Below are 24422 nucleotides of genomic sequence, written 5' to 3' on the forward strand. Positions count from 1 at the left end.
GACCGCGAAGCCCTACCGCTGGACCTACGAAGGCACCCCACTCAAGGCAGCCTGATCAACACCCCTCAACGAACTTCTGCGGGGCAGCACTAGCATTCACATACGTCGCAGATCGCCGACCGTCCCACCGCCCTCGCACGCCACAAGGTACCGATGAAGATCAAGCGAGCACGCATCCAGAACTTCCGCAGCCTGCGGGAGGTGGACATCGAGTTCGATGCGACGACGTGCTTCATCGGGCCGACCGGCGCGGGGAAGTCCACCGTCCTGCGGGCGCTCGACTGGTTCTTCAATGGCGAGAAGACGCTCTCCCTGGACGAGCACGACCTCCACTCCGCGGCCGACAGCCGCCGGATCACCGTCGAGGTCGAGTTCAACGACCTCACCGAGTACGACCGTGGCGTGCTCGGCAGCTACGCCCCGCCCGGGAGCGACACGGTGATCGTGTGGCGCACCTGGGAGGACGGCGAGGACAAGATCAGCGGACGGGCCCTCGCCTTCCCTCCCTTCGAAGCCGTCAGGGCCGTGCCGACCGCGATGGCCAAACGGAAGGCGTACGGCGAACTGCGCGAGCAGCAGCCGGACCTGGAACTGCCGTCCGCAGGCTCCGAGGCCGCCGTCCTGGAGGCGCTCTTGACCTGGGAGCGCGAGCACCGCGACCGGCTCGTCCCCACCGAGCGCAACGGCACTCACTTCTTCGGCTTCGCGGGCCAGAGCAAACTTGCCGAGCTGATCGACTTCGTCTTCGTCTCCGCCGACCTGCGCGCCGCGGAGGAAGCCGACGACCAGAAGGCTTCCGCGCTGGGCCGCATCCTCGACTACGCGGTGAACCGGACCCAGGAGATCGAGGCCCTCAGCGAGCTTGAGAAAACCGCCCACGCGGAGCGGCTGAAGATCCAGAACGAGGCGTACAAGCCGGTCCTCGACAGGATCTCGGGTGCGCTCTCCCGAGAGCTCGCGCAGTTCACGACAGGGCGCGGGATCGCGCTCGCGCCGGTGATCCACGCGCCCAAACCGGTCAAGACCAGCTTCACGGTCAGTATCTGGGACGGCGCGGCCGAGACCTCCGTCAGCCGCCAGGGCCACGGTTTCCAGCGTGCGCTGATCATCGCCGCCCTCAAACTTCTCGCCGAGACCCGACGGCCCAGCCAGGAGACGCGCACCCTGTGCCTGGCCATCGAGGAGCCCGAACTCTTCCAACACCCCGCGCAGGCACGGATATTCGCCGACGTCCTGCGTGACCTCGCAACCGCCGAGGGAAGCCGCGTGCAGGTCACGTACGCCACCCACAGCACCGTCTTCGTCGACCACCGCGCGTTCCACCAAGTACGCAGGCTGCGCCGCGACTTCGTCGACAACCACCCCACGACCCAGACCAGCCAGGTCACCGTGGACGACCTCTGTGAGGCACTCGCTGGCTACGTGAAGCCGGACAGCGTGCGCCGCCACGCCGGCCTCCGCTGCACCGACACCCTCGCCGAAGGGTTCTTCGCTCTGGCCGCCGTCCTTGTCGAAGGCGACACCGACGCCGGCCTGATCACCGGTTGCGCCCAGAACATGAACCTCGGCCTCGCCGCCCAGGGCGTCAGCGTGATCCACGTCAACGGCAAGAACAACCTGATCCTCTGCCACGCCATCCTCACCGCCCTCGGAGTGCCCTGCTACGTCGTCTTCGACGGCGACTGCGGCATGGAGGACCGGAAACTGGCCTCGATCCAAGGACGGGACGGCGACGACTACCTCCAAGCCAAGAAGAAGATCACTGCGGCCGCCGACGACGCGGCCCGGATGAACGTGGACCTGCTCGGATACCTGGGTGCACAGAGGCGGGTCCCCTGGCCGGAGTCGGTGTCCACCTCCACCTACACCGTCTTCGATGACAACCTGGAGGAGTACCTCAAGGGCGCCTGGCCCGCATGGTCCAGGCGGATCAAACAACTGATCGACTCCGGAGAGGGATTCCCCGGCAAGAACGCCCCCACCTACCGGGAAGCCGCCAGCAGCGCGGAAGGCAGCCCGCCCTCGCTGCTCGTCGAACTCCTCGCCAACGTCCAGGAACTGCTGAAGAGCAACACGCCGCCCGCAGATCACTTCCTGTCGCGGCAACCCGCACCGCAGGCTCCTGTGGAGGCAGCCGGCATCAGCGGCTCAAGCCGTGGCGGCCTCTGACCGTCAACAGTCACGCAATTCCCCCGGCCGAACGTCACCGAATTCCTCACCCTCGCGTCGAAGGTCGAAGCCAGGCCAGACACGCCTGCGGGAGTCGACATGGTGCGACGATCACTGCGATCATCTATGGATGAACCCGATCGCGCGGATGACCGACCAAGATCGGCAGATCATCAAGGAGTGCCTTGACGCAGCAGTGAGCGGGCCGTTCTTCCCCGACTGGGAGTTCGACACGCTCATCGGCTTCACCCGTGACGAGATCGCCGCAATCGCCGCGTCCTGGCCAGCTCCGCCGATCGTCGGCACCGAGGACGACGCCGTGAACAACGTGCTGAACAACCTGCTCGGCTACCCGCATGGCATCGAGTCCCGCTGGCACGAGTACCTCCCCGCGACTCGCAGCCAGGTTGCCCAGGTGTTGGCCCGCTGGCGCAGGGAGGACATCGTCGAGCAAGCTCACGGGGGCGCGATCGAGCGCTGAGCCCTCACCATCCAGCTTCCAAACGCGACCAGTTCTCGCGGCTCCGCCGTCCCCTTGGGGAACAGTGACCGCGAGAGTGGGGAATTCTATGACGCTGATCATGAAGACGGTGGGGAATTCCATGGGGGCAGGCGCTCCTCCAGGGTGTGGCGCTGGCCTGATAGGTTCCGGCTGTGTGCCCACGGGGGCGTTACTTCGCTGCTTGACTCCTCCATATCGATTAGACTTCCCATGACCGGGCCCTACTGCCGCTTGTCCGCCTGTGGTGGTCATGGTTCGGAGCTCGAAGTGTGCACGCGACACGCGGACCGCACCGAAGCAAAATGTCCGATCCCGACGCATCTGTGCCCTCGGAACGCCTCAGAATCCTGAATCAGAACCCAAGTTCTCGCTGCTCGGTCGGGTGGCGGTCGCCCTCCGGGGCGGCTGAGGATCGCAACATGAAGTCCTCGCGGGCTCGGTAGGCGGTGGCGCTTATGGCGGTCGCCCTCCGGGGCGGCCGAGGATTGCAATGACGGCGACGTGTGCCAGTGCATCGGCACGCAGACAGCAGACAGTGGCGTTCGCCCTCCGGGGCGAGCGAGGATCACAACTCCGTCCCCGAGCACGTGGCCGCGTTCGCCGCCGCCCTGGCGTTCGTCCTCCGGGGCGAGCGAGGATCGCAACACCAGCGTGTCGAGGCCGGCGCGCTCGGCGTCGTGGTGTCGGTCGCCCTTCGGAGCGGCCGAGGATCGCAACTCCTGATCGGACGGGTCGAGCCGGCCATCGCCGGGCTGGGCGGTCGTCCTTCGGGACGGCCGAGGGCGCAACGTCTGCTGGCCCTCGACATCGGTCGGGTTGGCGCGTGGCGGCCGCCCTTCGGGACGGCCGAGGAACGCAACAACCGATTCGCGCGGCGTGACCACAGCTCGACCCCGTGTGGCGGTCGCCTTCCGGGGTGACCGAGGATCGCAACTTCGACGACACCCACGAACGCTGCGCCCACACCGTGGTGGCGCTCGCCCTTCGGGACGGGCGAGGATCGCAACCCGATCTGGTGGGCCTCGGCCGCCGGGATGTACATCGTGGTGCTCGCCCTCCGGGGCGGGCGAGGATCGCAACGGCGGGACCGCTTTGGGACCGGCGCCGTTCGCCGAGATGGCGCTCGCCCTCCGGGGCGACCGAGGATCGCAACAATGAGGCTTTGGGCGTGTGGGACGACGAGGAAATCGTGGCGGCCGCCTTTCGGGGCGGCCGAGGATCGCAACGACCGCGCCTCGATCGTGGCCGACGTCCTGCGCCTGCGGCGGTCGCCTTACGGGGCGACCGAGGATCGCAACGGGTTGACCAGCGGCGAGACGTCCAGCGAGGGAGCCCGTGGCGGTCGCGCTTCAGGGCGGCCGAGGATCGCAACCCGGGCTATGGGCCCCGGCGCAACACCCACGAGGAGTGGCGGTCGCTCTTCGGGACGGCCGAGGATCGCAACCACCGGAGTGGAACGCGGGCCTGGTGTCGGTCCCCCTGGTGGCGGTCGCTTTTCGGGGCGGCCGAGGATCGCAACGCCCAGCACCTCAGCCGCGACGAGGACCCGCAGCTGCAGTGGCGGTCGCCCTTCGGGGCGGCCGAGGATCGCAACTCGACGACGCCGAGAGTCTGCTGGCCTCCGCGCCCGCGGCGGTCGCCCCCCGGGGCGGCGGAGGATCGCAACCTCGACGAGGCGGCGCGGTAGCGGCAGTGGCTGGTGGCGGTCGCCCTCTGGGGCGGCCGAGGATCGCAACGTCAACGGCGCCGAGTCCGAGGACCAGGTGCAGGCGTGGCGGTCGCCCTTCGGGCGGCCGAGGATCGTAACACCCCTGACGCCTGGCACGACGTCCTCGGCGGATAGTGGCGGTTGCCCTCCGGGGTGGCCGAGGATCGCAACTCATGAGTACACGTACTCATGACAGCCCGGACGGCGAGTGGCGGTCGCTATTCGGGACGGCCGAGGACCGCAACGGAGTTGACGGTGCAAAGGCCGGCCGAGGCACGGCAGGTGGCGGTCGCTCTTCGGGGCGGGCGAGGATCGCAACACCTTCCCCCAGCGCACGCCCCCGTCCTCCTGATGAGTGGCGCTTGCCCTCCGGGGCTGGCGAGGATCGCAACCATGTGCCGAGCTTGCGGCCCGTCAGATCCAGCTTTCCGGGGCGGGCGAGGATCGCAACAGCCACTGTCCGCCGAGCTCGGCGATCTGCCCGAGTGGCGTTCGCCCTCCGGGGCGTGCGGGGATCGCAACGCGTGCCGGTCCTCGTCGATCTCGGCCGACACGGCGGTGGCGGTCGTCTTCCGGGGCGGCCGAGCATCGCAACCACACCAGACGGGCGTTGTTGCTCACCGCTACCGGGTGGCGGTCGCCTTCTGGGGCGACCGAGGATCGCAACCGGCCGTGCTCGCACGTGTCGTCACTAGGGCAGGTCGTGGCGGTCACCCTCCGGGGTGGCCGAGGATGGTCATACGGCCATGGCCTGGGGCGCGCTGGGGCCGCGCCCCAGGGGCGGCCGAGGATCGCAACGCCCAGTGCAGCGGCCAGCCGTGGTATTGGGTCGCGTGGCGGTCGCCCTTCGGGGCGGCCGAGGATCGCAACTGGTAGTCCCGCAGCCTGGTGACGGTGATCCGCGGGAGTGGCGGTCGCCCTTCGGGTGGCCGAGGGTCGCAACCTGACCGGGGACCACCTGGACAGCGAGCCCCGCACGTGGCGGTCGCCCTCCGGGGCGGCCGAGGATCGCAACCACAAGGGCCGGCTCTTCGACCAAGGCACGCCCGGTCGTGGCGGTCGCTCTCCGGGGCGGCCGAGGATCGCAACACCGCTACCGTCTGGGAGGACAGCGGGGTACCTGGCCGGTGGCGGTCGTCCTTCGGGGCGGCCGAGGATCGCAACACCCTCAACATCCTGGCGGCGACGTACCGCAGCGAGGTGGCGGTCGCGCTCTTGGGCGGCCGAGGATCGCAACGGTATCCCTCTGCCGCAAGGCTGACGTGGTGGCCGCTGTCTGGGCGGGCGAGCGCATCACCGGTGGTGGTCGCCCGCACCTGGGATGGCTACTTCTCTTCTAGAGAGTTTGAGCTTGTGTAGCGACCTGATGCGGGGGCTGGTCGCAGTCGCAACTCGTGTGTCGTGGCGGGTGGGTAGCCTTGTGGGTCATGCGTGACGAGCCTCTTTATGCCCATTCGCCCAATGGTGCCGGCCGGTGGCATCTGCTGGGTGATCATCTTCGTGGATCGGCTGCACTGGCTGCGCGGTTCGGTGCGGTGTTCGGTATGGCTGCCGCGGCTGAGTATCTGGCGTTGGTCCACGATGTGGGGAAGGGTGGGTGTGTGTGGCAGGAGCGGCTGGTGGAGGTTGCCGGCACCGGTGGGACGGTCGGGATCGACCACAAGAGGGCGGGGGTCCATCTTGCGGCGCAGTGTTTGCCGGGGCCTCTTGCCGGAGTGGTGGAGGGCCATCACGGGGGTCTGCAGTCTTGGGGTGAGATGCGTGCTCTGCTGAGGGAGCTGCGGGCGCGGCCCGGCGTTGTGGAGGAGGCGATTCGCCGGGTCGCGGCGGAGGTTCCCGAGATCGAGTCTGTGGGGATCGCGGTGCCGCGGTGGCTGTCAGACCCCGACAGCGACAGCGACTTCGCTGATGTCGACCTGATGGTCCGGATGCTGTTCAGCTGTGTCATCGACGCCGATCGCCTGGACACCCGCGCGCACCACCTGGGCCGGGTTCCGTATGTGCGCCCGGACGCGGACATGGCCGCTCTCGGCGAGCGGTTCGAGGAGGCCCGGAAGGCCATGCTCGCCGGCCGGCAGCCGTCGCGGATCGACGGGATCCGAACGAGCATCTACGAGCAGGCAGTGGCCGCGGCGGACGGTGAGCCGGGGATCTACCGGCTGCACGTGCCGACCGGTGGGGGAAAGACCCTGGCCGCGGCCGCGTTCGGGCTGCGCCATGCCGCGCGCAACGGCCAGCGGCGGATCATCGTCGCGGTGCCGTTCATCAGCATCACCGAGCAGAACGCCTCCGTCTACCGGAAGATGCTCGGTGAGCGGGACGTTCTCGAACACCACTCCTCTGTCGATCTCGAGCGTGCGGGATGGGCCCGGCTGGCGGCGGAGAACTGGGACGCGCCGTTCGTGATCACGACCACGGTGCAGCTGTTCGAGTCCCTCTTCAGCCGTTCGCCGTCGAGGATGCGCAAGCTCCACCGGCTCGCTGGTGCGGTGATCGTCCTGGACGAGGTCCAGGCGTTGCCGGACCGGCTGTTGGTGCCCATCCTGTCGGCGCTGCGGGGTCTGACCGAGCGGTTCGGCACGACGGTGCTGCTGTCGTCCGCGACCCAGCCCGAGTTCAGCAGCATCGACGGGACCGGGCACCGGCACGTCATCCCCGACCCGGCGCCGCTCTTCTCGGCTCTCGAACGCGTCCGCTACGAGTGGCGCGAGGACACCACGCTGGCCGCCATGGCCGGCGAGGCATCCCGGCACGAGCAGACGCTGATGGTTGTCTCGACCACGCGCGACGCCAACGCCGTCCACGAGCAGCTGCCCGCGGGCGCCCTGCACCTGTCCACCCGCATGACCTCGGGGCACCGCCGGGAGACGATCGAGGAGATCCGTACGCTCCTGGCAGCCAGGCAGTGTGTCAGGGTTGTGTCCACGTCGCTGATCGAGGCCGGTGTCGACCTCGACTTCCCGATCGTCTTCCGTGCCTGGGCACCGCCGGAGAACCTCCAGCAGGCGGCCGGCCGCTGCAACCGCGAGGGGCACCTGCACCGCGGAACGGTCGTCGTCTTCAAAGCCCGCGACAGCGGCAGGATCCCGGACCGGTCGTACATGCTCTCTCTCGGCATCGCAGGCAACCGCTTCGGCGACGGCCCCGACAGGGCAGACCCGGACGACCTCACTGCACTCGCCCGCTACTCCAGGACCCGCTACCGGCTCCAGGGCCTCGCCAACCTCGGGGACCCGATCGAGGCGCTGCGTCGGGAACTCGACTTCCCTGAGGTGGCGGAGAAGTTCGTCATGATCGGCGAGAGCACGGCGAGCGTCGTCCATGTCCGGCCCGACCTGAAGCCTGAGGAACAGGCTGCGGCCCGTGCCGCCATCGACATGCTTCGCACGGGTCAGCCCTGCGGGCCCGAGGCCCAGCGCGTCCTGCAGCCCCACATCGCCGGCATCCCCAGGGCCGAGGCGGACGCGGCGCTGGAAGCCGGCCACGCGAAGCTCATCGTCGACGACCTCGTCGAGTGGGTCGGCCCCTACCATCCACAGCGCGGGATCGAGCCGCCCAGCCGGTAGCGGTAGCCGGTCGATTTGCGGCGGCGCGACAATTTTCCATCAGGAGAAGGCTGTTGGTCACATGCGCAGGCGCTTCGGGCCCCTTCCCCGTCCTGAGTGCGAGGCCGACCGGCGGGGAGGGCCCGGCCGGAGGGTGCGGGTTGGGTAGGCTCCCCAGGGTGGCGCCGCCTTCCCACGAGGGGGTGGCGAGGATCGAAACACAGGCGTGCTGGTGTCTGTCCGCGCGCTCGCGCCCCCGTCGGCTTGCCGGCGGGGGCGTCATTGTCAGTGACCCCTGATACACATTCGGCAACGGCAAGGGTCGTCGCAAAACACGGCACCGCTGAGGCTGTCAAGCCATCCCAGGAAGCAGCTTCACGGGTGTGCTAGTGGTGCTACGGTCCATGCCTGACACATCGTCACATTGCCCTGGAGAGGGTGATTGCCTTGCCGAGCCATGCCCAGACGCGCTGGCCGGAGCCGCCGGTGACCGTCGAGCTGTGGGGACCACTGGCCTGCTTCACTCGACCCGAACTGAAAGTCGAACGGGTCAGCTACCCCGTCATGACGCCGTCCGCGGCCGTCGGAGCACTCAGCGCCATCTTCTGGAAACCGGAGATGAACTACGTCATCCAGTCGATCGAGGTCCTCACCCCGATCGAATGGATCAGCATCCGACGCAACGAGGTCAAGTCCGTCATCACCGCACCCCGCATCAAAGCCCTGCGCACGGACCACAGGGAGCGCTACGACGTCGAGAACGACCGCGACCAGCGCAACACCGTCGCGCTGCGCGACGTCGCCTACCGCGTGAACACCCAGATCATCCCGACCAAACGTGCCAAAGCACCGGCCGCCAAATTCCGCGAGCAGCTGCGCCGCCGCACCGAACGCGGCGGATGCTTCTCCCAGCCCTTCCTCGGATGCCGCGAGTTCTCCGCCGGCTTCGGCTCACGCGGATCATGGCCCGGCAGCCCCGAAGGCTCGAACGCCACCCCAATCGAGCGCACCGAGGAACTCGGCGTGATGCTGCACTCGATCAGGTACGGCGACCACGGACAGGAGACCTACCACTGGTTCCGCGCCAGCCTGGACAACGGCGTGCTCCACGTCCCGCGACACCCCCTGGGCGACGACGAAGTCCACATGCCCGCCGGCTCCTGGCGAACCGGAGCCTGACATGCTGCTGAAACGCCTCACCGAACGCGTCGCCGACCAGGAACAGTCCTACACGAAACCAGCGACGATCAAATGGGCCGTGCTCATCGACGGCGACCACGCGCAGGTCCAGGACCTGCGCGTCCCCAAGGGCCAGCCCGCGCTGCGCCTGGACGTGCCGACCTCCACCCGCACGGTCGCCATCGCGCCGTGCCTGCTCGCTGACAACGCCCAGTACGTCTTCGGCGTACCGAAGGCCGACCCTAAAACCGGAGAGGTCAAGGATAAGGACGCCGCCCGGGCCGCGAAGTGCCGCACGGCCTTCGCCGACCTCGCCCGGCAGTGGGCAGCCGCCAACCCCGGCGACCCCACCGCCGAGGCCGTCGTCCGCTTCCTCGTCACCACCCTGGACGTCCCGGCCGACATGGCCGCCGGCGACCTGGTCGCCATCAGCGTCGACGGACAGTGGGCCCACCAGCACCCGAGCGCACGCCAGTTCTGGACGGACAAGGTCAGCGACACCAAAGGAGCAGGCAACACGGGCCTGTGCCTCGTCTGCGGACACCAACGTCCGCTGCTCGCCACCGTGCCGGTCTCGATCGCCATGGGTGCCATCCCCGCCAAGCAGGCCAAGAGCACCCAGATCGTCAGCGTCAACACCGCCGCACAGGGCCGCGCCGGCGTCAGCGCCGGACTCGCCGCTACCCCGCTGTGCGAGACGTGCGGGACAGCGGCCACCACCTCCCTCGGAGAGCTCCTCGCCGACCCGAAACACCGCAGGCGCGCCGACACGGCGGTGACGGTCTGGTGGACCCGCGAACCCGTCAAGCGCAACGGCCTCGGCAACCTGGACGACCCGCAGCCCGAGGACGTCGCCAACCTCATCGGGAAGATCTTCAAACCGGGCAGCGGGACCACCGAATACTCCGCTGACGTCAACAAGTTCTACTCCGTCACCCTCGGCGCGAACTCCTCACGCGTCGTCGTACGCGACTGGATCGACGTCCCCCTGCCGGTCATCGAGGACTGCCTCGGCCGCTGGTTCCGCGACCACCAGTACCTCGACCCCTGGTCACCCCACACCACCCAGGACCCTCCAGACCCGGACACCGACCCGCGCTACCAGGTGTACCCGCTCTGGCGACTCGCCCTCGCCTGCGCCCGATGGGTCAAAAGCGAGAAGAAGTACCACCCCAAGACCATCCCCGAAGGACTCGACGAAGCCCTCCTCCACAGCGCCCTCCACGGCACACCACCCCCCGCCTGGATGCTCCCCCGACTCCTCGCACGCATCCGCGCCGACCGCCGCATCGACGGCCCCCGCACCGCCCTCCTCCGCCTCGCCCTCACCCGCCACCACACCCAGGAGCACGGCATGCCCGGCCTCAACCCCGACGCCAACGACCCCGCCTACATGTGCGGCCGCCTCTTCGCCACCCTCGCCGCCGTCCAACGCCGCGCCGCCAAAGACACCGGACGCACCGTCAACGCCACCATCACCGACAAATACTTCGGCACCGCCATGAGCAGCCCCGCCACTGTCCTCGCCAACCTCCGTGCCGGCGCCGAAAACCACCTCCGCATCATCCGCCGCCGCAACACACCCACCGCCAACGCCCTCGAAGCCCGCATGCGCGACATCTACCACCACCTCGACGACGTCCCCCTGCTGCTCACCGTCCCCGAGCAGGGCCGCTTCGTCCTCGGCTACGAGCACCAGCGCGCCGCCGACATCACCGCCGCACTCGCCCACAAGGCCGCCAAGGAGCAGGCCGCCGGAACGGGGGAGTCCCAGCCCGCTGAGGCCGGTGCGCTCTTCGACGTCTCGGACCTCATCGAAACCGCCCCGGCCAACGCCGAAACCGCCTGACCACCCCCACCCACCAGGAAGCGAGAACCCACCATGACTGTCCCCGCCCACCTCGACCCCACGCGCAAGCACGACTTCGTGTTCCTCTTCGACATCGCCGGCGGCAACCCCAACGGCGACCCCGACAACGGCGGCGCCCCCCGCACCGACCCCATCACCATGCAGGGCTACGTCACCGACGTCGCCCTCAAGCGAAAGATCCGCAACACCGTCGCCCTCCTGAACTCCGGCCGCCCCGGCTACGACATCTACGTGGAAGCGGGCGTCGCCCTCAACGCCCAACACGAGCGCGCCTACGACACCGGCAACGCGGCCAACGAGTCCGAAGCCCGCAACTGGATGTGCCAGACCTTCTACGACGTCCGCATGATGGGCGCGGTCATGACCACCGGCAAGAACCGCGACCGAACCGCTGGCCGCGTCCAGGGCCCCCTGCAGCTCACCTTCAGCAGGTCCATCGACCCCGTCACCACAATCGAAGTCCCCATCACCCGCGTCACCCCGACCCGAGTCGAGGACCTGGCCACCAAGCAGACCGAGATGGGCACCAAGAACATCGTCCCCTACGGCCTCTACAGGGGCGCAGGCCACTTCTCGGCACCACTCGCCGCCAAGACCGGCGTCACCAGCGACGACCTCCAAGCCCTCTGGCAAGCCTTCGAGATGATGCTCGAACACGACCGGGCCGCCGCCCGCGCCTCCATGGCCCTGCGAGGACTCTGGGTCTTCAGCCACTCCGACGCCTACGGCCAAACCCCCGCCCACAAGCTCCTCGACCGCGTGCACATCACCCCACTCGGCCACACCGCAGCACGCTCGTACTCTGACTACAAGGTCACTGTCGACACGGACGTCCCGGAAGGAGTCAGCCTCACCGCGCTGGTGGACTGACTGGCTACTTCACCGATGTGCTTCGGACGAGTTCCTTCGAGGTCACACAGGGCACAATTCTCTGGCGGCCACCTCTGGGTGGCCGGGAATCGCAACGGCACCAAAGCCGAAGAGCTGGGTCAGGCTCTGCTGGCGGTCGACCTTTGGGCGGCCGAGGATCGCAAGTCGAATACGTTGGCGTTGTGGTTCATGCGGCCGAGCGGTGGCGGTCGCCTTCGGGACGGCCGAGGATCCCAACCTCCGCAACGGCTGGCCGGAGCATGCACTCTTGCGGTGGCGGTCGCCCCTCGGGGCAGCCGAGGATCGCAACGACGACTGGGGCTGGTCCCTGCACCACCCCGCCACCGTGGCGGTCGCCCTCCGGGGCGGCCGAGGATCGCAACTTGAAAAGGTCGAACTGGCCCGTCATGGTCTGCATGTGGCGGTCGCCTTCTGGGGCGGCCGAGGATCGCAACGTTGATACCGACAGCGAAGCCGGGTGGCTCGCACGTCGTGGCGGTCTCCCTCTGGGGCGGCCGAGGATCGCAATGAGTCGATCGATATGTGGCTCGAGGTGCAGCTCGCCTGTGGCGGGTCGCCCTTTGGGGCGACCGAGGATCGCAACCTTTCCGATACGTTCTGGCCGCCTCTGCGGATGGCTGGTGGCGGTAGTCCTTCGGGGCGGCCGAGGATCGCAACCCCGCGCACGCCTCCGTGGAGCTCGGGCCGGAGCTGGTGGCGGTCGCCCTTCGGGGCGGCCGAGGATCGCAACGAGATCGCCCTGCACTACCAGGACGGCACCGGACCGAGTGGCGGTCACCCCCCCCGGGGGCGGCCGAGGATCGCAACCCGGACGCCGAGTGGGACATGTTCGAGCTGGAGGCGTGGCGGTCGTCCGTCGGGGCGGCCGAGGGTCGCAAGCCCATGTGGAGGGAACCTCACTGCGGCTCCGCTGACCGATGGCCAGCAGGCCGCCACATTCTGCATTGGTGTGGCAGCGGACTGGTCTGCCGGACGTGCTCAATATCTGGTGGGCACCAGCTCGGCTACGCCGCTAGCGAGTCAGAGCCCGTCAGCCCGATCCTGTCGAGATGGGTGTTACCCAGCTCAGCGCGGTCGAGGGCTTTTGCCAGGGCGAGGACGGCGTCGTCGGCGGAGTCTTTGAGGAGGTGGCCGTAGAGGTCGACGGTGATGGCGAGGTTGGAGTGGCGCAGGGTCTTGGAGACGACGGCGAGGGGGATGCCGGCGGCGATCATGATGCTGGCGGCGGTGTGGCGCAGGTCGTGCAGGCCGATCTTCGGCAGGTCGAGTTCGGCGGTGCGTTTGCGGAGCTGGTCGAGGACCCACTGCGGGCGCAGGGGCTCGCCGTCCGGGCGGGTGAAGACCAGGCCCTCCAGTCTGTTCTCCGGGTGGGCGGCCATCTGGAGAGCGGCCTGGCGCTGGAGAGCGGCCATGACTCTGGGGGAGAGGCTCACCCAGGCGCGGCTGGCCTCGGTCTTGGGCTCGCTGAGGTGGATCTTCCCGTTGTTCACGGCGGTCAGGGTCCAGCGGACGTAGAGCTTGCGGTCCATGAGGTGCACGTCGGACCAGTGCAGGGCGAGGACCTCGCCGCGGCGCATGCCGGTGCCGAGCATGACCTCGAACAGGTCGGTGAGCCGGTCGGCATAGTGCTCGGCATTGTGCCGCAGGAACGTTGCCGCCTGGTCGGGGGTCCAGCAGACGCGCTCGGCGGCGCGGGGCTTGGGCGGCACGGAGTGCTTGGCCGGGTTGTAGCGCAGCCGCCAGGTGCGCACCGCGTGGTTCAGGGCGCCTCGCAGCATGGCCACCGCGTGGTGAACGGTGGTGCGCCCGCGGCCGGCAGTGAGCTGCGCGCTCACCCAGGCGTCGATGTGCTTAGGCCGCAGATCGAGCAGCAGCATGCCGCCGAACGCCGGGACCAGGTCACGCTCGATGCACGCCCGGTAGCCCGCCAAGGTGTTCGGGGCCAGCGCCGGCCGCTTCGACTCCAGCCACTCGTACAGGAACAGCCCAACGCGCAGCGTCCGGTCCTCGTACACGCCCCGGTACTCGGCATCCAGCACCCGCGCCATCTCCCGGGCCGCCTCCGCCCGGCTCGCGAACCCGCCTCGCCGCCGGGTGCGGCGTTTGCCGTCCTCCGGCGCCAGGTCCACCGCGTACGTCCACCGCCCGTGTGTGGTGTCGGTGGCCAGCCGCGGACACCACGAACCCAACTGCTTCCCGCTGGTGCCGTCCTTGCACCCGCACCGCCGATACACCCTGCCCCGCTTGGGACGCTGCGCCATGGGACTCCTCCTCGAACCTGGTGGTGATGGCGTGTCCAGAGTTGCGGGAGTGGTGGGTGTGGCGGCAGAGCGTGCGGGGCGGGGCGTGGAGCACGGACAAGATCGACTGGCCGGGACACGCGCCGGCGACACGCCGCGAGGGTGATCACGCTGTGCGGATGGTGGGTAGGGCAGCTTGATCGCGCAGCATCGGCCCGCACCTGGTCGCTGTCGCGAGGAGTGGCCACGGCCCGAGAGGAGGCGGTCTGCCGGTCGGCCGTGGGTTGTTGGGCTCGTACAACCCGTTGCGCGTGCGGTGCGTGGCGCCGAGCCTCGGACCGGTCTTCGGAGTGAGCGGTGGCGGGCACCGGGAATTCCTGCGAGGCCACACGGAATTGGCGGGAGTGGGATTTTTGGTGGCCATTTTCTGGCTGGCGTTCGGCCTGGGCTGGATTGATTTCTGCCGACACTCCTTGGCTTCTGCCCGGTGGCTCTTGGGTCGACCTGTCGGAGTCACTGGATTGACGGCCGGAGTGGCGTTACCCTGGAGACATGAACGCCACCCGGACCCTCCGTCAAGCCCCTGACCTGGGGACCAGCTGGGGACCACACGTCATGCGCGCTGCCGCGCGAGGTGCGCGAAACGCGCTCGTCTGCACACGCACGACGTGCGGGTGGGCGCATTTTGAGGGGTAATAGGATATCCCTACTAAACTGGGGGTCAAGGGGTCGCAGGTTCAAATCCTGTCGTCCCGACAGTGATGTCGGTTGTGAGAGCCGGTACTTGGGAAACCGAGTGCCGGCTCTTTCTGTTGTGGTGTCGGCTGGTGGTCGCCGGACCGCATCGGCCAGGGTGTGGGCGGTCCTTCTGGTCGGGGCGGCTGGTAAGTGGGCAGTTGCCGGTGGAAGTGCGGGCTCTGGGCGCGGCAGACGGGGTGGCCGAGGACGGTGCTGTCGAGGATCCAGGCGATGGCGTCGAAGGCTGCGCGGGCGGCGGGTTTCGTGAACGGGTTGGGCGAAGTGTCGCGGCTGCGGCGCTGGCGCTGTTCGGGCTGTTGGTCGTTTCGGTCGTCGGCGGTCTCGATGGCGGCGAGTTGGTGGTGGTCTCGGCGAGGGCGGACTTTGTCAGGTGGGGGTGTCGAGGGCGTGCAAGGTGTGGTCGGTTTGGTGGGCGGATTCCGGCGGGGGCTGTAGGGGACGACCAGCGAGTCGTCGTTGGGCGGGTTCGGGTTGGCGATCGTGTCGGCGACCTTGGTGAACTGCTTGTGTTTCTGTCTGCGGCGCCGGGGCGGGGGCTCGGGTGGGTCAGAGGCGGGGGGTGCGGGTGAAGTGGTGGGTGGCGGTGGTGAAGAGGAGGGTGCACCAGGCGGTGGTGGTGAGGATGGGGAGGGTGGGGGAGGGGGCGGCGGAGAGGCGGGTGACGGCGGAGGCGGGGAGCCAGGGGGAGATGTCCCAGCCCTTGGTGGCGGCGAGGGCGGTGAGGGCGGACTCGGCGACCAGGGTCCACCCCAGGACTGTTCCCAGGGCTGCCGCGGTCGATCGCAGGAGCAGGCCGGCGGCGGAGCCCAGGACCGTGTAGGCGGGCATTGCCGCGAGCAGGCGCAGGGTGGTGGACGAGGCCCCGTCCCAGTGGGGTGGGGAGCCGTGGCGTGCGGCGGTCAGGGTGGTGGCCGCCGCGCAGGTGGCCCAGACGGTGGCGGCGACCAGCAGGGACAGGAGGGCCAGCCCGGCGAGCTTGCCGGTGGCGAGTGCGCCGCGGGCCGGCTGGCGGACCAGCAGGTTCCGCCAGGTGCCCTCGCGGTACTCCTGGCAGAAGGCGTTGGCGGCCACGCACATCATGACCAGGCCGATCAGGGGTGTGGCGGTACGGGCGGCGCCGAGCAGGTCCACCGGGCCGGGGTCGTCCCGGAGGGCGGCGGTGCCGGCGGCGACCGCGGCGGTGGCCGCCGCGACGGAGCCGAGGAGCGGCCGGAGCAGCCGCGGCCGGAGCAGTTTGACCAGCTCGCTGCGGAACGCCTGGTGCACGCGGGTCAGCACGGGACGGCCGTCCTCTCGGTCGGGCTGGTCGGGGCGGTCGGGGCGGTCGGTGCGGGCCCGGTGCCGGTGACCAGGGCGAGGAAGGCCTGCTCCACGGAGGTCCGTCGGACGGCCAGGTGGGCGAGGGTCACGCCGCCCGCCGCCGCGATCCGGTTCAGTTCGGCGGCCGCGTCGGCGGGGGCCTCGACCAGCAGCAGCCCGTCCTCGTGGCGGTTGGGGTACCCGGCCCCGCTCAGCACGTCGTGGAGGGTCGCGCCGTCGGCGGCGGACTCCGGGGCCAGTTCGACGACGGCCGTCCGGGAGGCGGTCAGCTCCGCCCTGCCGCCCTGGAACAGCACCCGGCCCCGGTGCATCAGGACGAAGCGGTCGCAGATCGCGTCCAGTTCGTTGAGCTGGTGGCTGGAGACCAGCACGGTGGCGCCGGCGTCCGCCAGGGACCGCAGCAGCTCCCGGAGTTGGAGGATGCCGATCGGGTCGAGCCCGTTCATCGGCTCGTCCAGGACGAGCAGCCGGGGCTGGGGGAGCAGGGCCGCGGCGATGCCGAGCCGTTGGCGCATGCCGAGCGAGTACCCGCCCACCGGTCGGCCGGCGTGGGCGGTGAGGCCTACCTGCTCCAGCACCTCGTCGACCCGGCCACGGGGGATGCCGCCGAGTTCGGCGAGCACCCGCAGGTTGGTGCGGGCGTCGAGCCGCCGGTAGAGCGCGGGTTGTTCGATCAGCGCGCCGACCGTGTGGAGGTAGCGCTCCGGCCGGTCCAGCGGGTGTCCGAGGACGGTGCCGGTGCCCGCGTCGGGGCGGTCCAGGCCCAGCAGGACGCGCATGGTGGTGGTCTTGCCGGAGCCGTTGGGCCCGATCAGCGCGGTCAGCGAGCCGGCGGGGACGGTCAGGTCGACGCCGTCGAGGGCGGTGAGGGCGCCGTAGCGGCGGCGCAGTCCGCGGACCTCGACCGCCGGGCCGGCCGTCCGGGCGCTGGGAGGGGCGCTGGGAGGGGTCATGGTGTGGCGGGCTCCGTGCTGGCCGGGTGGGTCGGGGAGTCGGCGGTGGTGAGGAGGGTGCCGGTCGGGTCGAGGCGGTGCAGCGCGGCGGTGGCCGTCTCGCCGTCGAGCCGGAGGTCGTGGCTGACGGCGCCGTGGTCCAGGACGACCAGCCGGCTCACCAACTCGTCGGCCCAGCCGAGGTCGTGGGTGCAGAGCAGGACGGTGCGCCCCTGGTCGCGCCAGTCGGCGGCGGCGGCCCGGAGCGCGCCGGCCGCGCCGGTGTCGAGGCCGTTGGTCGGCTCGTCGAGCAGGAGCAGCCGGGGCCGGTGCACGGTGGCGACGAGCAGGCCGAGCTGCTTGCGCATGCCGAGCGAGAGCTCCCGGACGAGGGCGTCCGGGCGGTCCTCCAGGGCGGTGCCGGCCAGCGCGGCGAGGGCCTCCCGCACCGGGGCGCCGTACAGCCTGGCCGCCAGGACCAGCTGCTCACGGACGGTCAGGTAGTCGTAGAGCGGCGGTTCGGCGGGGGCGTAGCCGCGCTCGGCCCGGACGGCGAGCGCGGTGGCCGGCCGGCCGGTGACGGCGACCCGGCCCGAGGTGGGCTCCTCCAGCCCGGCCAGCAGCCGCAGCAGGGTGGTCTTGCCCGACCCGTTGTGGCCGACCAGGGCGACGAACTCGCCCTCCCCGACGGTGAGTCCGACCTCGGCGAGGGCGGTGTGCCCGGCGTACCGGACACTGGCGGATTCGACGGCGATCACGGGCGCACCTTCCGGATTCGGAGATCACTTCGGGCCGCGAACCGCAGGACGGCCAGCAGCAGGGCCAGGTCGAGCAGGCAGGCCGCGGCCTCGACGGCCCCGCCGGTGCCGGTGGCCGAGCGGAGTACCGGCCCGGCCGCCGCGGGGGCGGCCAGCACCGCGGCCAGCAGGCCCTCCACGGTCTCGGCCGCGCCGGAACGGGCGGCCCGGCCGTCGGCGAAGCCCTCGGCGGCCGGGGTCAGGAAGGCGGCGGCCACCAGCGCGCAGCTGCCAGCCAGCAGCGCGACCGGGAGGGCGAGCAGCGCGCCCGCGGTCACGCTCCCGCCGCCGACCAGCAGCAGCCCGAGGTACAGCGGTACGACCGGTACGGCCGCGACGGCGCAGCAGGAGGCCACCTTCCCGGCCAGGATCCGGCCGAACGGCACCGGCGCCTGGCGGAGCAGGTCGAGCGACCGCTGTTCGGCCTCGACCCCCGCCACCTGGGCCACCACGGTGGACAGCGCCAGGAACACGGCGAGCGCCAGCGGAACGCTCCAGGCGCCCAGCGGGAGCCGCCACGGCGGTTCGCCGCCGTGGCCGAGCCGGACCCCCGCGCCGAGCGCCGCCAGGGCGAGGCCGACCAGGGCCGTCCGGAACAGCGCGCCGGTGCTGGCGACGGGGCGGCGGCGCAGCGCCAGCAGGTCCTTGGCCGCGGGCAGCAGCACCGGCGGCACCCGGTCGAGCAGGGTGCTGGAGGCGTGTGCGGCGGCCGCGGGCCCGCCGGGGACGGCGGGGCGGAGCGCGCCGCGGGCGGCGGCCCGGCGCAGCAGGAGGTGGGCGAGGCCGCCGAGCAGCAGCAGGGTCGAGCACCAGCCGAGCAGGGCCGTCCCGAGCCGGTCGGGGTCGAGCAGGCGGTCCCAGAGGTCCGGGCGAAGGCGGGCCACGGCGGAGCGCAGCGCCGCCCCGTACTCCTCGGGTTCGGCCCGGCCGGACAGGTGGAGGCGGTCGGCGAGCGGTCCGAGGACGAGCCCGAGGGCGGACAGCCCCGGCAGCAGGACGCCGAGCGCGGCGAGCGGCAGGGCCCGGCGCGGGCCCAGCATCAGCGCGGCGGTCGCGGCCACGTGGCCGAGCGCTCCGGCCAGCGCGGATCCGGCGACGGCGGTGAGCGCGGCGGGCAGCAGGGCCCGGCCCGCGGGGGAGGCGGCCAGCCAGGGGCCGGCCGCCAGGCCCGCGACCGCCACGGAGCCGACGGCCCCGGCCAGGGCGGGCAGCCAGAGGCGGGCCAGGAACACGGACTGCTGCGGCACCCGCCAGGAGAGCAGGACGGCGCGGTCGGGCGGATCGAGCAGCAGCCGGGCCTGGTTGGGCCGCGCCGAGAGCAGGTGGCCGGCGACCAGCACGACCGCCACCGACCAGCAGGCGCCGGACACGACGGTGCCGTCCTCGGGGCCGACCGGGAAGACCCGGCCGAGCGCCGAGCCGATCCCCCAGAGCAGGGCCGCGACGGTGGCCAGGCCGACGCCGACGGCCAGCGCGAGCACGGCCCGGGCCGGCGGGGCGAGGGTGCGCAGCCCCGGGAGGCGGTTGCGCCGGCGCCGCAGGTCGGCGTCGACCAGGGCCAGCCCGGCGGTCCAGGCGAGTCGGCGGCCGTCCATCAGTCCCGCCGGCCGGTGAGCAGGGCGACCGCGCTGGCCGCGACGACCAGGACGCAGAAGCCGGCGGCAGTCCCGTTGAGTCCGGCGGCGGCGGGCAGCCGGAAGCCCGCCACCCCGAGCGGCATGCAGACCAGGGCCGAGAAGCCGAACAGCAGCCAGCGGCCGGTGGAGGCCAGGGCGACCACCGCGCCGAGGGCGAGCAGCAGGACAGCGGCCGCCAGCCAGCCCCAGTTGAGCAGGTCCTGGGTCTGCACCACCGTCGACCGGGCGGCGTCGACGACCCGGTCGGCCCGGTCGACCGCGGCCAGGGTGTCCGGCCGGCTCGTCCAGTACCAGACCGTCCGGACCCCGGCCAGGACGGCGGCGGCCACGGCCAGCAGGCCGGCCACGGCCGCACCGGTCGGCTTGATCTGCGATACCACGGTGATGTCGGCTCCTCGGTCGTGCGGGGTCGTACGAGTCGTACGGGGGTCGTTCTCTCAAGCGGTGCGAGCGGTCCGGGCGGCGCGAGCGGTGCGGGCGGTGCGGGCCCGGTCCCGGCCCGGCGCGGGCTCAGCGCGGGATCAGGCAGAGCGCGAGGAGCACCGCCGTGGGCGCGAGCGCGGCCGCCGCGCTGCGGGCGGGGCTCAGGCCGGTGCTGCGGCGCAGGACCTCGGTGAAGGCCGCGAACAGCACGACCAGGCCGAGGTCGGCGCTGCCCAGCGCGTCCACCAGTCCGTCCCAGGACGGGTGGCCGACCAGGGCGGCACCCGCGCCGAGCAGCAGCAGCTTGCCCACGAAGTAGAGGGCGGCCACCGTCCCGACGGTCGCGTGGTCCCGGGCGAAGCCGTCGCGGGCGCCGGCCAGTCGGCAGGCGGCGGCACCGGCGGCGCCGGCGAGCAGGACGGCCAGCAGCACGCCGATCGCGCCGAGCACCGATCCGAACAGCCAGCCCGCCCAGACGCCGGCCTTCACCGCGCCCGGTGCCGCGTCGGGGATCTTCTCCAGGACGGCCGCGCGGTAGCGGTCCAGGAGGCCGAGACCGGCCAGGGGTTGGACGAGGACGGCGAGCGCCAGGGCGACGCGGTGGCGCAGGCGCCCGGCCCGGCCGTCGTCCCGGCCGTCGTCCCGGCCTTCGGGCGCGGCCTCCGGATCGAGCAGGGGACGGTGGTCCGTCGTGGTGGTCAAGGTCATCGGGGGCTCACCCACGTTTCCACGCCCGCGGCCACGGCGAGCGCGGCCAGCGAGGTTCCGAAGAGGACAGCGGCGTCGACCACGTGCTGGCTGAACGGGGCGCCCCGTCCGGACACCAGGCGGCGGGACAGCCCGAGCGCCGGGGCCAGGCCGGCCGCGACGGCGAGGCCGAGGGCCGGCAGTTCGAGCACCGCGTGCGGTCCGACGGCCCGCAGCAGTTGGCCGCCGCCCAGCGCGTACGCGTGCCCGATCAGCACGCCGACACCGAGGCCGGAGAGCAGCGAGAAGGCGACCGTGGTCAGGCCGAGAGTGGCGACTCCGCTGAAGGCCAGCGCGGCCACCTTGGCGTTGTTGAGGAAGACCTCGAGCCACAGGTCCGGACCGGCGGGTTTGGGTTCCACGCGGACGGCGGACTCGATGCCGCCCGAGCAGGCGATCCCGATCGCCATGCAGGCGAACCAGAGCAACTGCCCCGCGGCCACGGCCCAGCGCTGCCGGGCCCAGGCGGCTGCGAGCCCTCCGCGGACTCCCGCGATCACGTCGTCCCTCCCCAAGTCGTCTGCTGCACACGGCCGGTGGGCCGGACCCCGCCGGTGCGGCGGGGTCCGGCCGGCGCCCGGGTCAGGCGATGATGGCGCGGCGGCCGCCGGCGGTGATCGCCTTCTTGAGCATCCACATGGCCACGCCGCCGGCGGCGGTGACGCCACCGAACAGCGAGAGGGCGGCGGCGACGTCGGTGCCGGCCTCGATGGCGGTCAGCACGCGGTCGGCGCTCTTGTACTCCAGACCGAAGTAGCCGGTCAGCACGTCAGGGGTGGTGGCGGCCAGCAGGAGCGGGGCGCTCAGACCGGCAACGGCCGCGCCGGCGGCGGCGATGCGCTTCTTCGGGGTCGAGAAAACGGACATGTTAATCCCCAGTTCGCCACTTTTAGGGAGTGGTTGGGAATATCCGGCAGCCACCGGTCGCTTCGGGACTGCGCCTGATCATCGAATCCGACCCCGTGCTGACGGTGGTGGCGGACTGTCCGGTGGACCGGGCGGTCGAGCAGGCCCGCGCGCTCCAGCCCGACCTGGTCCTGCTCGACCTCGGCCGCCAGGCCGACGCGGCCCTCGACACCCTGCTCTCGCTGATCTACCTGCCCCGGGCGCCCCGGGTGGCCATGCTGGCCACGGAGGAAGACGGCGACCTGCTGAACCGGGCGCTGCGGCACGGCGCGGTCGGCTACCTCCGGCGGAACGCCCCGAGCGGCCTGCTGCTGGACGCCGTCCGGGTGCTCACCTCGGGCGGCACCGTGGTCTTCCCGCAACTCCGGTCGGCCGCACCGGCGGTGGCTCCCGAGCCGCCCGACCGGCAGGTCCCGGCCCGGCTCAACGCCCGTGAGCGGGAGATCCTGGTCTGCCTGGGCGAGGGTCTGTCCAACGCGGACATCGCCGAGCGGCTGTACCTCCGCCCGGCGACCGTCAAGGACTACGTCAGCGAGCTGCTCGCCAAACTGGGCGTCCGCAACCGGACCCAGGCCGCCGTCCTGGCCGAGCGGTACGGACTGCTCAGGGCCCACGCCGCGGCGTGAGGAAGGGGCCCCGTGCGGGGCCCGGCGCACGACCCGGGGGCCCCGCAGGCGGGTTCGGGGCCGGCCGGGCGGCTCTCCCCGGGCCGGACGGCCGGCTGCCCTACGGGTTCTTCACCTCGGCGGTCCGTTCCGTCGCGTCCGGCTCGGCCGGCTCCTCGGTGGCGCGCGTGCCGTCCAGGCGGATGCCGCGCATCGAGGCCCACATCACCAGGGCGCTGCCGCAGACCACGCCGCAGTCGGCGAGGTTGAAGACCGGCCAGTGCGGCAGTTGGATCCAGTCCACGACGCGTCCCTCCCACGGGGAGGGGTCCCGGAACAGCCGGTCGATGAGGTTTCCGGCCGCGCCGGCGATGACCAGCCCGAAGGAGACCGCCCAGAGGGGGGTGCGGATCCGGGGCGACACCACCAGCATGAGGACGATGACCAGCATCTTCACCGTGGTGAAGAACCAGGTCTCCCCCGCGCCGATGGAGAACGCCCCGCCCGAATTGAAGACCAGCGTGAATTTCAGAAGCCCGCCGAGGGTCGATGTCGGATCGGTCCCCGAGAAATGTGTCAGCGCGATCTGTTTGGTGATGAAATCCGACGCCAGCAGTGCGATTGCCACGGCTGTCATGGTTCCCAGTCGTCGAGGCGTGTCACCGGACAAGGAAGCTCCTCGCGCAACCCGTAGGCGTAGTAAGCCAGTCATGGCCGCATTGTAGGTGACGGCGGCTTGCGCACGAGTGTTCACAAGTACGGGAGCGCACCGTCAGAACGGGAGCATACCCGCGCCGTTGCCGGGCGCCGGCCCCGCCGTCGCCGGGTGTCGGCGGGCCCCGATGGTCACCCGAAGATCCCGGCGAGGCGGGTCAGTCCCTCCCTGATCGCCTCGGCGGGGTGTCCGGTGAACGACAGCCGCAGGGTCGCCGGGTCGGGCCGGTCCGCGAAGAACGGCGCGCCGGGTACGTAGGCGACGTCGTGGGCGGCGGCCCGGGGCAGCAGGGCGGTGGCGTCGTGCCCGTCCGGCAGGCGCACCCACACGAACATCCCGCCGTCCGGCCGGTTCCAGGTGCTTCCGTGGGGGAGCGCGTGGGGCAGGCCGTCGAGCAGCGCGTCACGGCGTTCCCGGTAGGCGGCGCGGACCCGCGTCAGGTGCGCGTCGAGGTCGGCATGGGTGAGGTACCGGGCGGCGGCGGCCTGGTCGACGGTGGAGGAGTGCAGGTCGGTGGTCTGCTTCACCGTCGTACAGGCGCGGCGCAGTTCGGCCGGAGCGCGCAGCCAGCCGAGGCGCATGCCCGGGGACATGGTCTTGGAGAGGCTGCCGAGCAGCACCGTGCGGTCGGCCGCGGCGTCGAGCGAGGCGATCCACGGCAGCGGAGCGCCGTCGAAGCGCAACTCGCCGTAGGGGTCGTCCTCGACGATCCACAGGCCGTGCTGGGCCGCGACCTCCGCGACGGCCCGGCGGCGCTCGACGGGGAGCGTACGGCCGGTCGGGTTCTGGAAGTTGGGGACGAGGTAGAGGAGTCTGGGCCGCTCCGAGGCGACGAGGCGGGCCAGTGCCACCGGGTCGACGCCGTCCTCGTCGGAGGGGACCGGGACGACGCGGGCTCCCGCGAAGGCGAAGCACTGCAGGGCCGCCAGATAGGTGGGGTTCTCCACGAGGACGGTGTCGCCGGGGGCCAGCAGCGCCGTCGAGACCAGCGTCAGTGCCTGCTGGGAGCCCGAGGTGACCAGCAGGTCGTCCGCCGGGGTGGGCAGGCCGCGGGAGCCCAGCCGCTCGGCGACGGCCGCCCGCAGCGCCGGGTCGCCCTCGGTGGTCGAGTACTGGAGGACGCGGTGCGGGGCCGTGGCCAGCACGTGGTCGTACGCGGCCCGCAGGCCGTCGACGTCGAAGAGCTCCGGGGCGGGCAGGCCGCCGGCGAAGGAGATCACCTCCGGCCGCGCCGTGAGTTCGAGGATCTCCCGCACGGACGAGGCGTGGGCGGCGGCGTGGCGGGCGACGGGAACGGGGGCGGCGGCTGGGCTCGTCATGCCCGCAGGATACGGACGATCGGGGCGGTGTCCCGGGTGCGGGAGTCCCACGGGTGCCCAAACATGTCCCGTCGATTTCTTGCCGAGATCGCTCAGGCGTCCGTGGTGACGGCGGGTTCCGCGACCGGCCGTGCCGGACCGTGATCTTCCGGAAACCA

Annotated in this window: 18 protein-coding genes; 7 read left to right on the forward strand and 11 right to left on the reverse strand. The window is 71.4% G+C overall.

The features are described from left to right. Positions 1–153: 153 nt before the first annotated feature. The 6 genes from ACFVXH_RS23110 to cas7c all read left to right on the forward strand — a co-directional run bounded on the left by ACFVXH_RS23110 (position 154) and on the right by cas7c (position 11843). Positions 154–2169, forward strand: a complete 2016-nt coding sequence (locus tag ACFVXH_RS23110) for an ATP-dependent endonuclease (RefSeq protein WP_387826700.1) — start codon at positions 154–156, stop codon at positions 2167–2169. 130 nt (positions 2170–2299) lie between these two features. Beyond that, positions 2300–2650 (forward strand): hypothetical protein, encoded by a 351-nt coding sequence (locus ACFVXH_RS23115; RefSeq protein ID WP_387826702.1) that lies wholly within the window; start codon positions 2300–2302, stop codon positions 2648–2650. 3156 nt (positions 2651–5806) lie between these two features. Continuing rightward, positions 5807–7945 (forward strand): CRISPR-associated endonuclease Cas3'', encoded by a 2139-nt coding sequence (locus tag ACFVXH_RS23120; RefSeq protein WP_387826705.1) that lies wholly within the window; start codon positions 5807–5809, stop codon positions 7943–7945. A 465-nt stretch (positions 7946–8410) separates the two neighbouring features. Then, positions 8411–9103 (forward strand): type I-C CRISPR-associated protein Cas5c, encoded by a 693-nt coding sequence (gene cas5c / locus ACFVXH_RS23125; RefSeq protein WP_387826708.1) that lies wholly within the window; start codon positions 8411–8413, stop codon positions 9101–9103. 1 nt (position 9104) lies between these two features. Then, on the forward strand, positions 9105–10952 hold the full coding sequence (gene cas8c / locus ACFVXH_RS23130) for a type I-C CRISPR-associated protein Cas8c/Csd1 (RefSeq protein ID WP_387826711.1): 1848 nt from the start codon (positions 9105–9107) through the stop codon (positions 10950–10952). A 33-nt stretch (positions 10953–10985) separates the two neighbouring features. Further along, on the forward strand, positions 10986–11843 hold the full coding sequence (gene cas7c / locus ACFVXH_RS23135) for a type I-C CRISPR-associated protein Cas7/Csd2 (protein ID WP_387826714.1): 858 nt from the start codon (positions 10986–10988) through the stop codon (positions 11841–11843). A 1025-nt stretch (positions 11844–12868) separates the two neighbouring features. Here cas7c and ACFVXH_RS23140 read toward each other — a convergent pair. The 9 genes from ACFVXH_RS23140 to ACFVXH_RS23180 form a co-directional block, all read right to left on the reverse strand. After that, entirely contained in the window at positions 12869–14125 is a 1257-nt protein-coding gene (locus ACFVXH_RS23140; RefSeq protein WP_387826717.1) for a tyrosine-type recombinase/integrase, read from the reverse strand. Positions 14126–15409: 1284 nt separating this feature from the next. Then, positions 15410–16141, reverse strand: coding sequence for an ABC transporter permease subunit (locus ACFVXH_RS23145; RefSeq protein ID WP_387826720.1), 732 nt, complete (start codon positions 16139–16141; stop codon positions 15410–15412). Beyond that, positions 16135–17136 carry an ABC transporter ATP-binding protein gene (locus tag ACFVXH_RS23150; RefSeq protein ID WP_387826723.1) on the reverse strand — a complete coding sequence of 334 codons (1002 nt, stop codon included), beginning with the start codon at positions 17134–17136 and terminating at the stop codon, positions 16135–16137. The genes ACFVXH_RS23145 and ACFVXH_RS23150 overlap by 7 nt, the downstream gene beginning before the upstream one ends. Then, complete coding sequence (locus tag ACFVXH_RS23155) at positions 17133–17873, reverse strand: ABC transporter ATP-binding protein (protein WP_387826726.1); 741 nt, start codon at positions 17871–17873, stop codon at positions 17133–17135. The genes ACFVXH_RS23150 and ACFVXH_RS23155 overlap by 4 nt, the downstream gene beginning before the upstream one ends. Further along, positions 17870–19507 (reverse strand): hypothetical protein, encoded by a 1638-nt coding sequence (locus tag ACFVXH_RS23160; protein ID WP_387826729.1) that lies wholly within the window; start codon positions 19505–19507, stop codon positions 17870–17872. Before ACFVXH_RS23160 ends, ACFVXH_RS23155 begins: the two co-directional genes overlap by 4 nt. After that, entirely contained in the window at positions 19507–19929 is a 423-nt protein-coding gene (locus ACFVXH_RS23165; RefSeq protein WP_074004720.1) for a hypothetical protein, read from the reverse strand. The genes ACFVXH_RS23160 and ACFVXH_RS23165 overlap by 1 nt, the downstream gene beginning before the upstream one ends. A 130-nt stretch (positions 19930–20059) precedes the next feature. After that, complete coding sequence (locus tag ACFVXH_RS23170; RefSeq protein ID WP_387826732.1) at positions 20060–20680, reverse strand: hypothetical protein; 621 nt, start codon at positions 20678–20680, stop codon at positions 20060–20062. Further along, a complete protein-coding gene (locus ACFVXH_RS23175; protein WP_387826735.1) occupies positions 20677–21219 on the reverse strand; it encodes a stage II sporulation protein M in 543 nt (180 codons plus the stop codon). Before ACFVXH_RS23175 ends, ACFVXH_RS23170 begins: the two co-directional genes overlap by 4 nt. 82 nt (positions 21220–21301) lie before the next feature. Next, positions 21302–21586: a hypothetical protein gene (locus ACFVXH_RS23180; protein ID WP_049649003.1), complete on the reverse strand. Its 285-nt coding sequence runs from the start codon at positions 21584–21586 to the stop codon at positions 21302–21304. 95 nt (positions 21587–21681) lie between these two features. On the opposite strand from ACFVXH_RS23180, the gene ACFVXH_RS23185 reads away from it, so the two are divergent. Next, positions 21682–22251 (forward strand): LuxR C-terminal-related transcriptional regulator, encoded by a 570-nt coding sequence (locus ACFVXH_RS23185; RefSeq protein ID WP_387826738.1) that lies wholly within the window; start codon positions 21682–21684, stop codon positions 22249–22251. 100 nt (positions 22252–22351) lie between these two features. Here ACFVXH_RS23185 and lspA read toward each other — a convergent pair whose 3' ends face one another. Then, complete coding sequence (lspA, locus tag ACFVXH_RS23190; protein WP_234348152.1) at positions 22352–22900, reverse strand: signal peptidase II; 549 nt, start codon at positions 22898–22900, stop codon at positions 22352–22354. A 176-nt stretch (positions 22901–23076) separates the two neighbouring features. Then, positions 23077–24264 (reverse strand): PLP-dependent aminotransferase family protein, encoded by a 1188-nt coding sequence (locus tag ACFVXH_RS23195; RefSeq protein WP_387826741.1) that lies wholly within the window; start codon positions 24262–24264, stop codon positions 23077–23079. Positions 24265–24422: the final 158 nt, after the last annotated feature.

It is taken from the genome of Kitasatospora sp. NPDC058184, assembly GCF_042883725.1.
Lineage (GTDB): Bacteria > Actinomycetota > Actinomycetes > Streptomycetales > Streptomycetaceae > Kitasatospora.

What these genes read in the sequence shown, in the direction of transcription:
- ACFVXH_RS23140 (WP_387826717.1), bottom strand. Translation starts at nt 14,125, where the DNA reads ATGGCGCAGCGTCCCAAGCGGGGCAGGGTGTATCGGCGGTGCGGGTGC.
- ACFVXH_RS23195 (WP_387826741.1), bottom strand. Translation starts at nt 24,264, where the DNA reads ATGACGAGCCCAGCCGCCGCCCCCGTTCCCGTCGCCCGCCACGCCGCC.
- cas7c (WP_387826714.1), top strand. Translation starts at nt 10,986, where the DNA reads ATGACTGTCCCCGCCCACCTCGACCCCACGCGCAAGCACGACTTCGTG.
- ACFVXH_RS23170 (WP_387826732.1), bottom strand. Translation starts at nt 20,680, where the DNA reads ATGACCTTGACCACCACGACGGACCACCGTCCCCTGCTCGATCCGGAG.
- ACFVXH_RS23115 (WP_387826702.1), top strand. Translation starts at nt 2,300, where the DNA reads ATGAACCCGATCGCGCGGATGACCGACCAAGATCGGCAGATCATCAAG.
- ACFVXH_RS23110 (WP_387826700.1), top strand. Translation starts at nt 154, where the DNA reads ATGAAGATCAAGCGAGCACGCATCCAGAACTTCCGCAGCCTGCGGGAG.
- ACFVXH_RS23180 (WP_049649003.1), bottom strand. Translation starts at nt 21,586, where the DNA reads ATGTCCGTTTTCTCGACCCCGAAGAAGCGCATCGCCGCCGCCGGCGCG.
- cas8c (WP_387826711.1), top strand. Translation starts at nt 9,105, where the DNA reads ATGCTGCTGAAACGCCTCACCGAACGCGTCGCCGACCAGGAACAGTCC.
- ACFVXH_RS23160 (WP_387826729.1), bottom strand. Translation starts at nt 19,507, where the DNA reads ATGGACGGCCGCCGACTCGCCTGGACCGCCGGGCTGGCCCTGGTCGAC.
- ACFVXH_RS23120 (WP_387826705.1), top strand. Translation starts at nt 5,807, where the DNA reads ATGCGTGACGAGCCTCTTTATGCCCATTCGCCCAATGGTGCCGGCCGG.
- ACFVXH_RS23150 (WP_387826723.1), bottom strand. Translation starts at nt 17,136, where the DNA reads ATGACCCCTCCCAGCGCCCCTCCCAGCGCCCGGACGGCCGGCCCGGCG.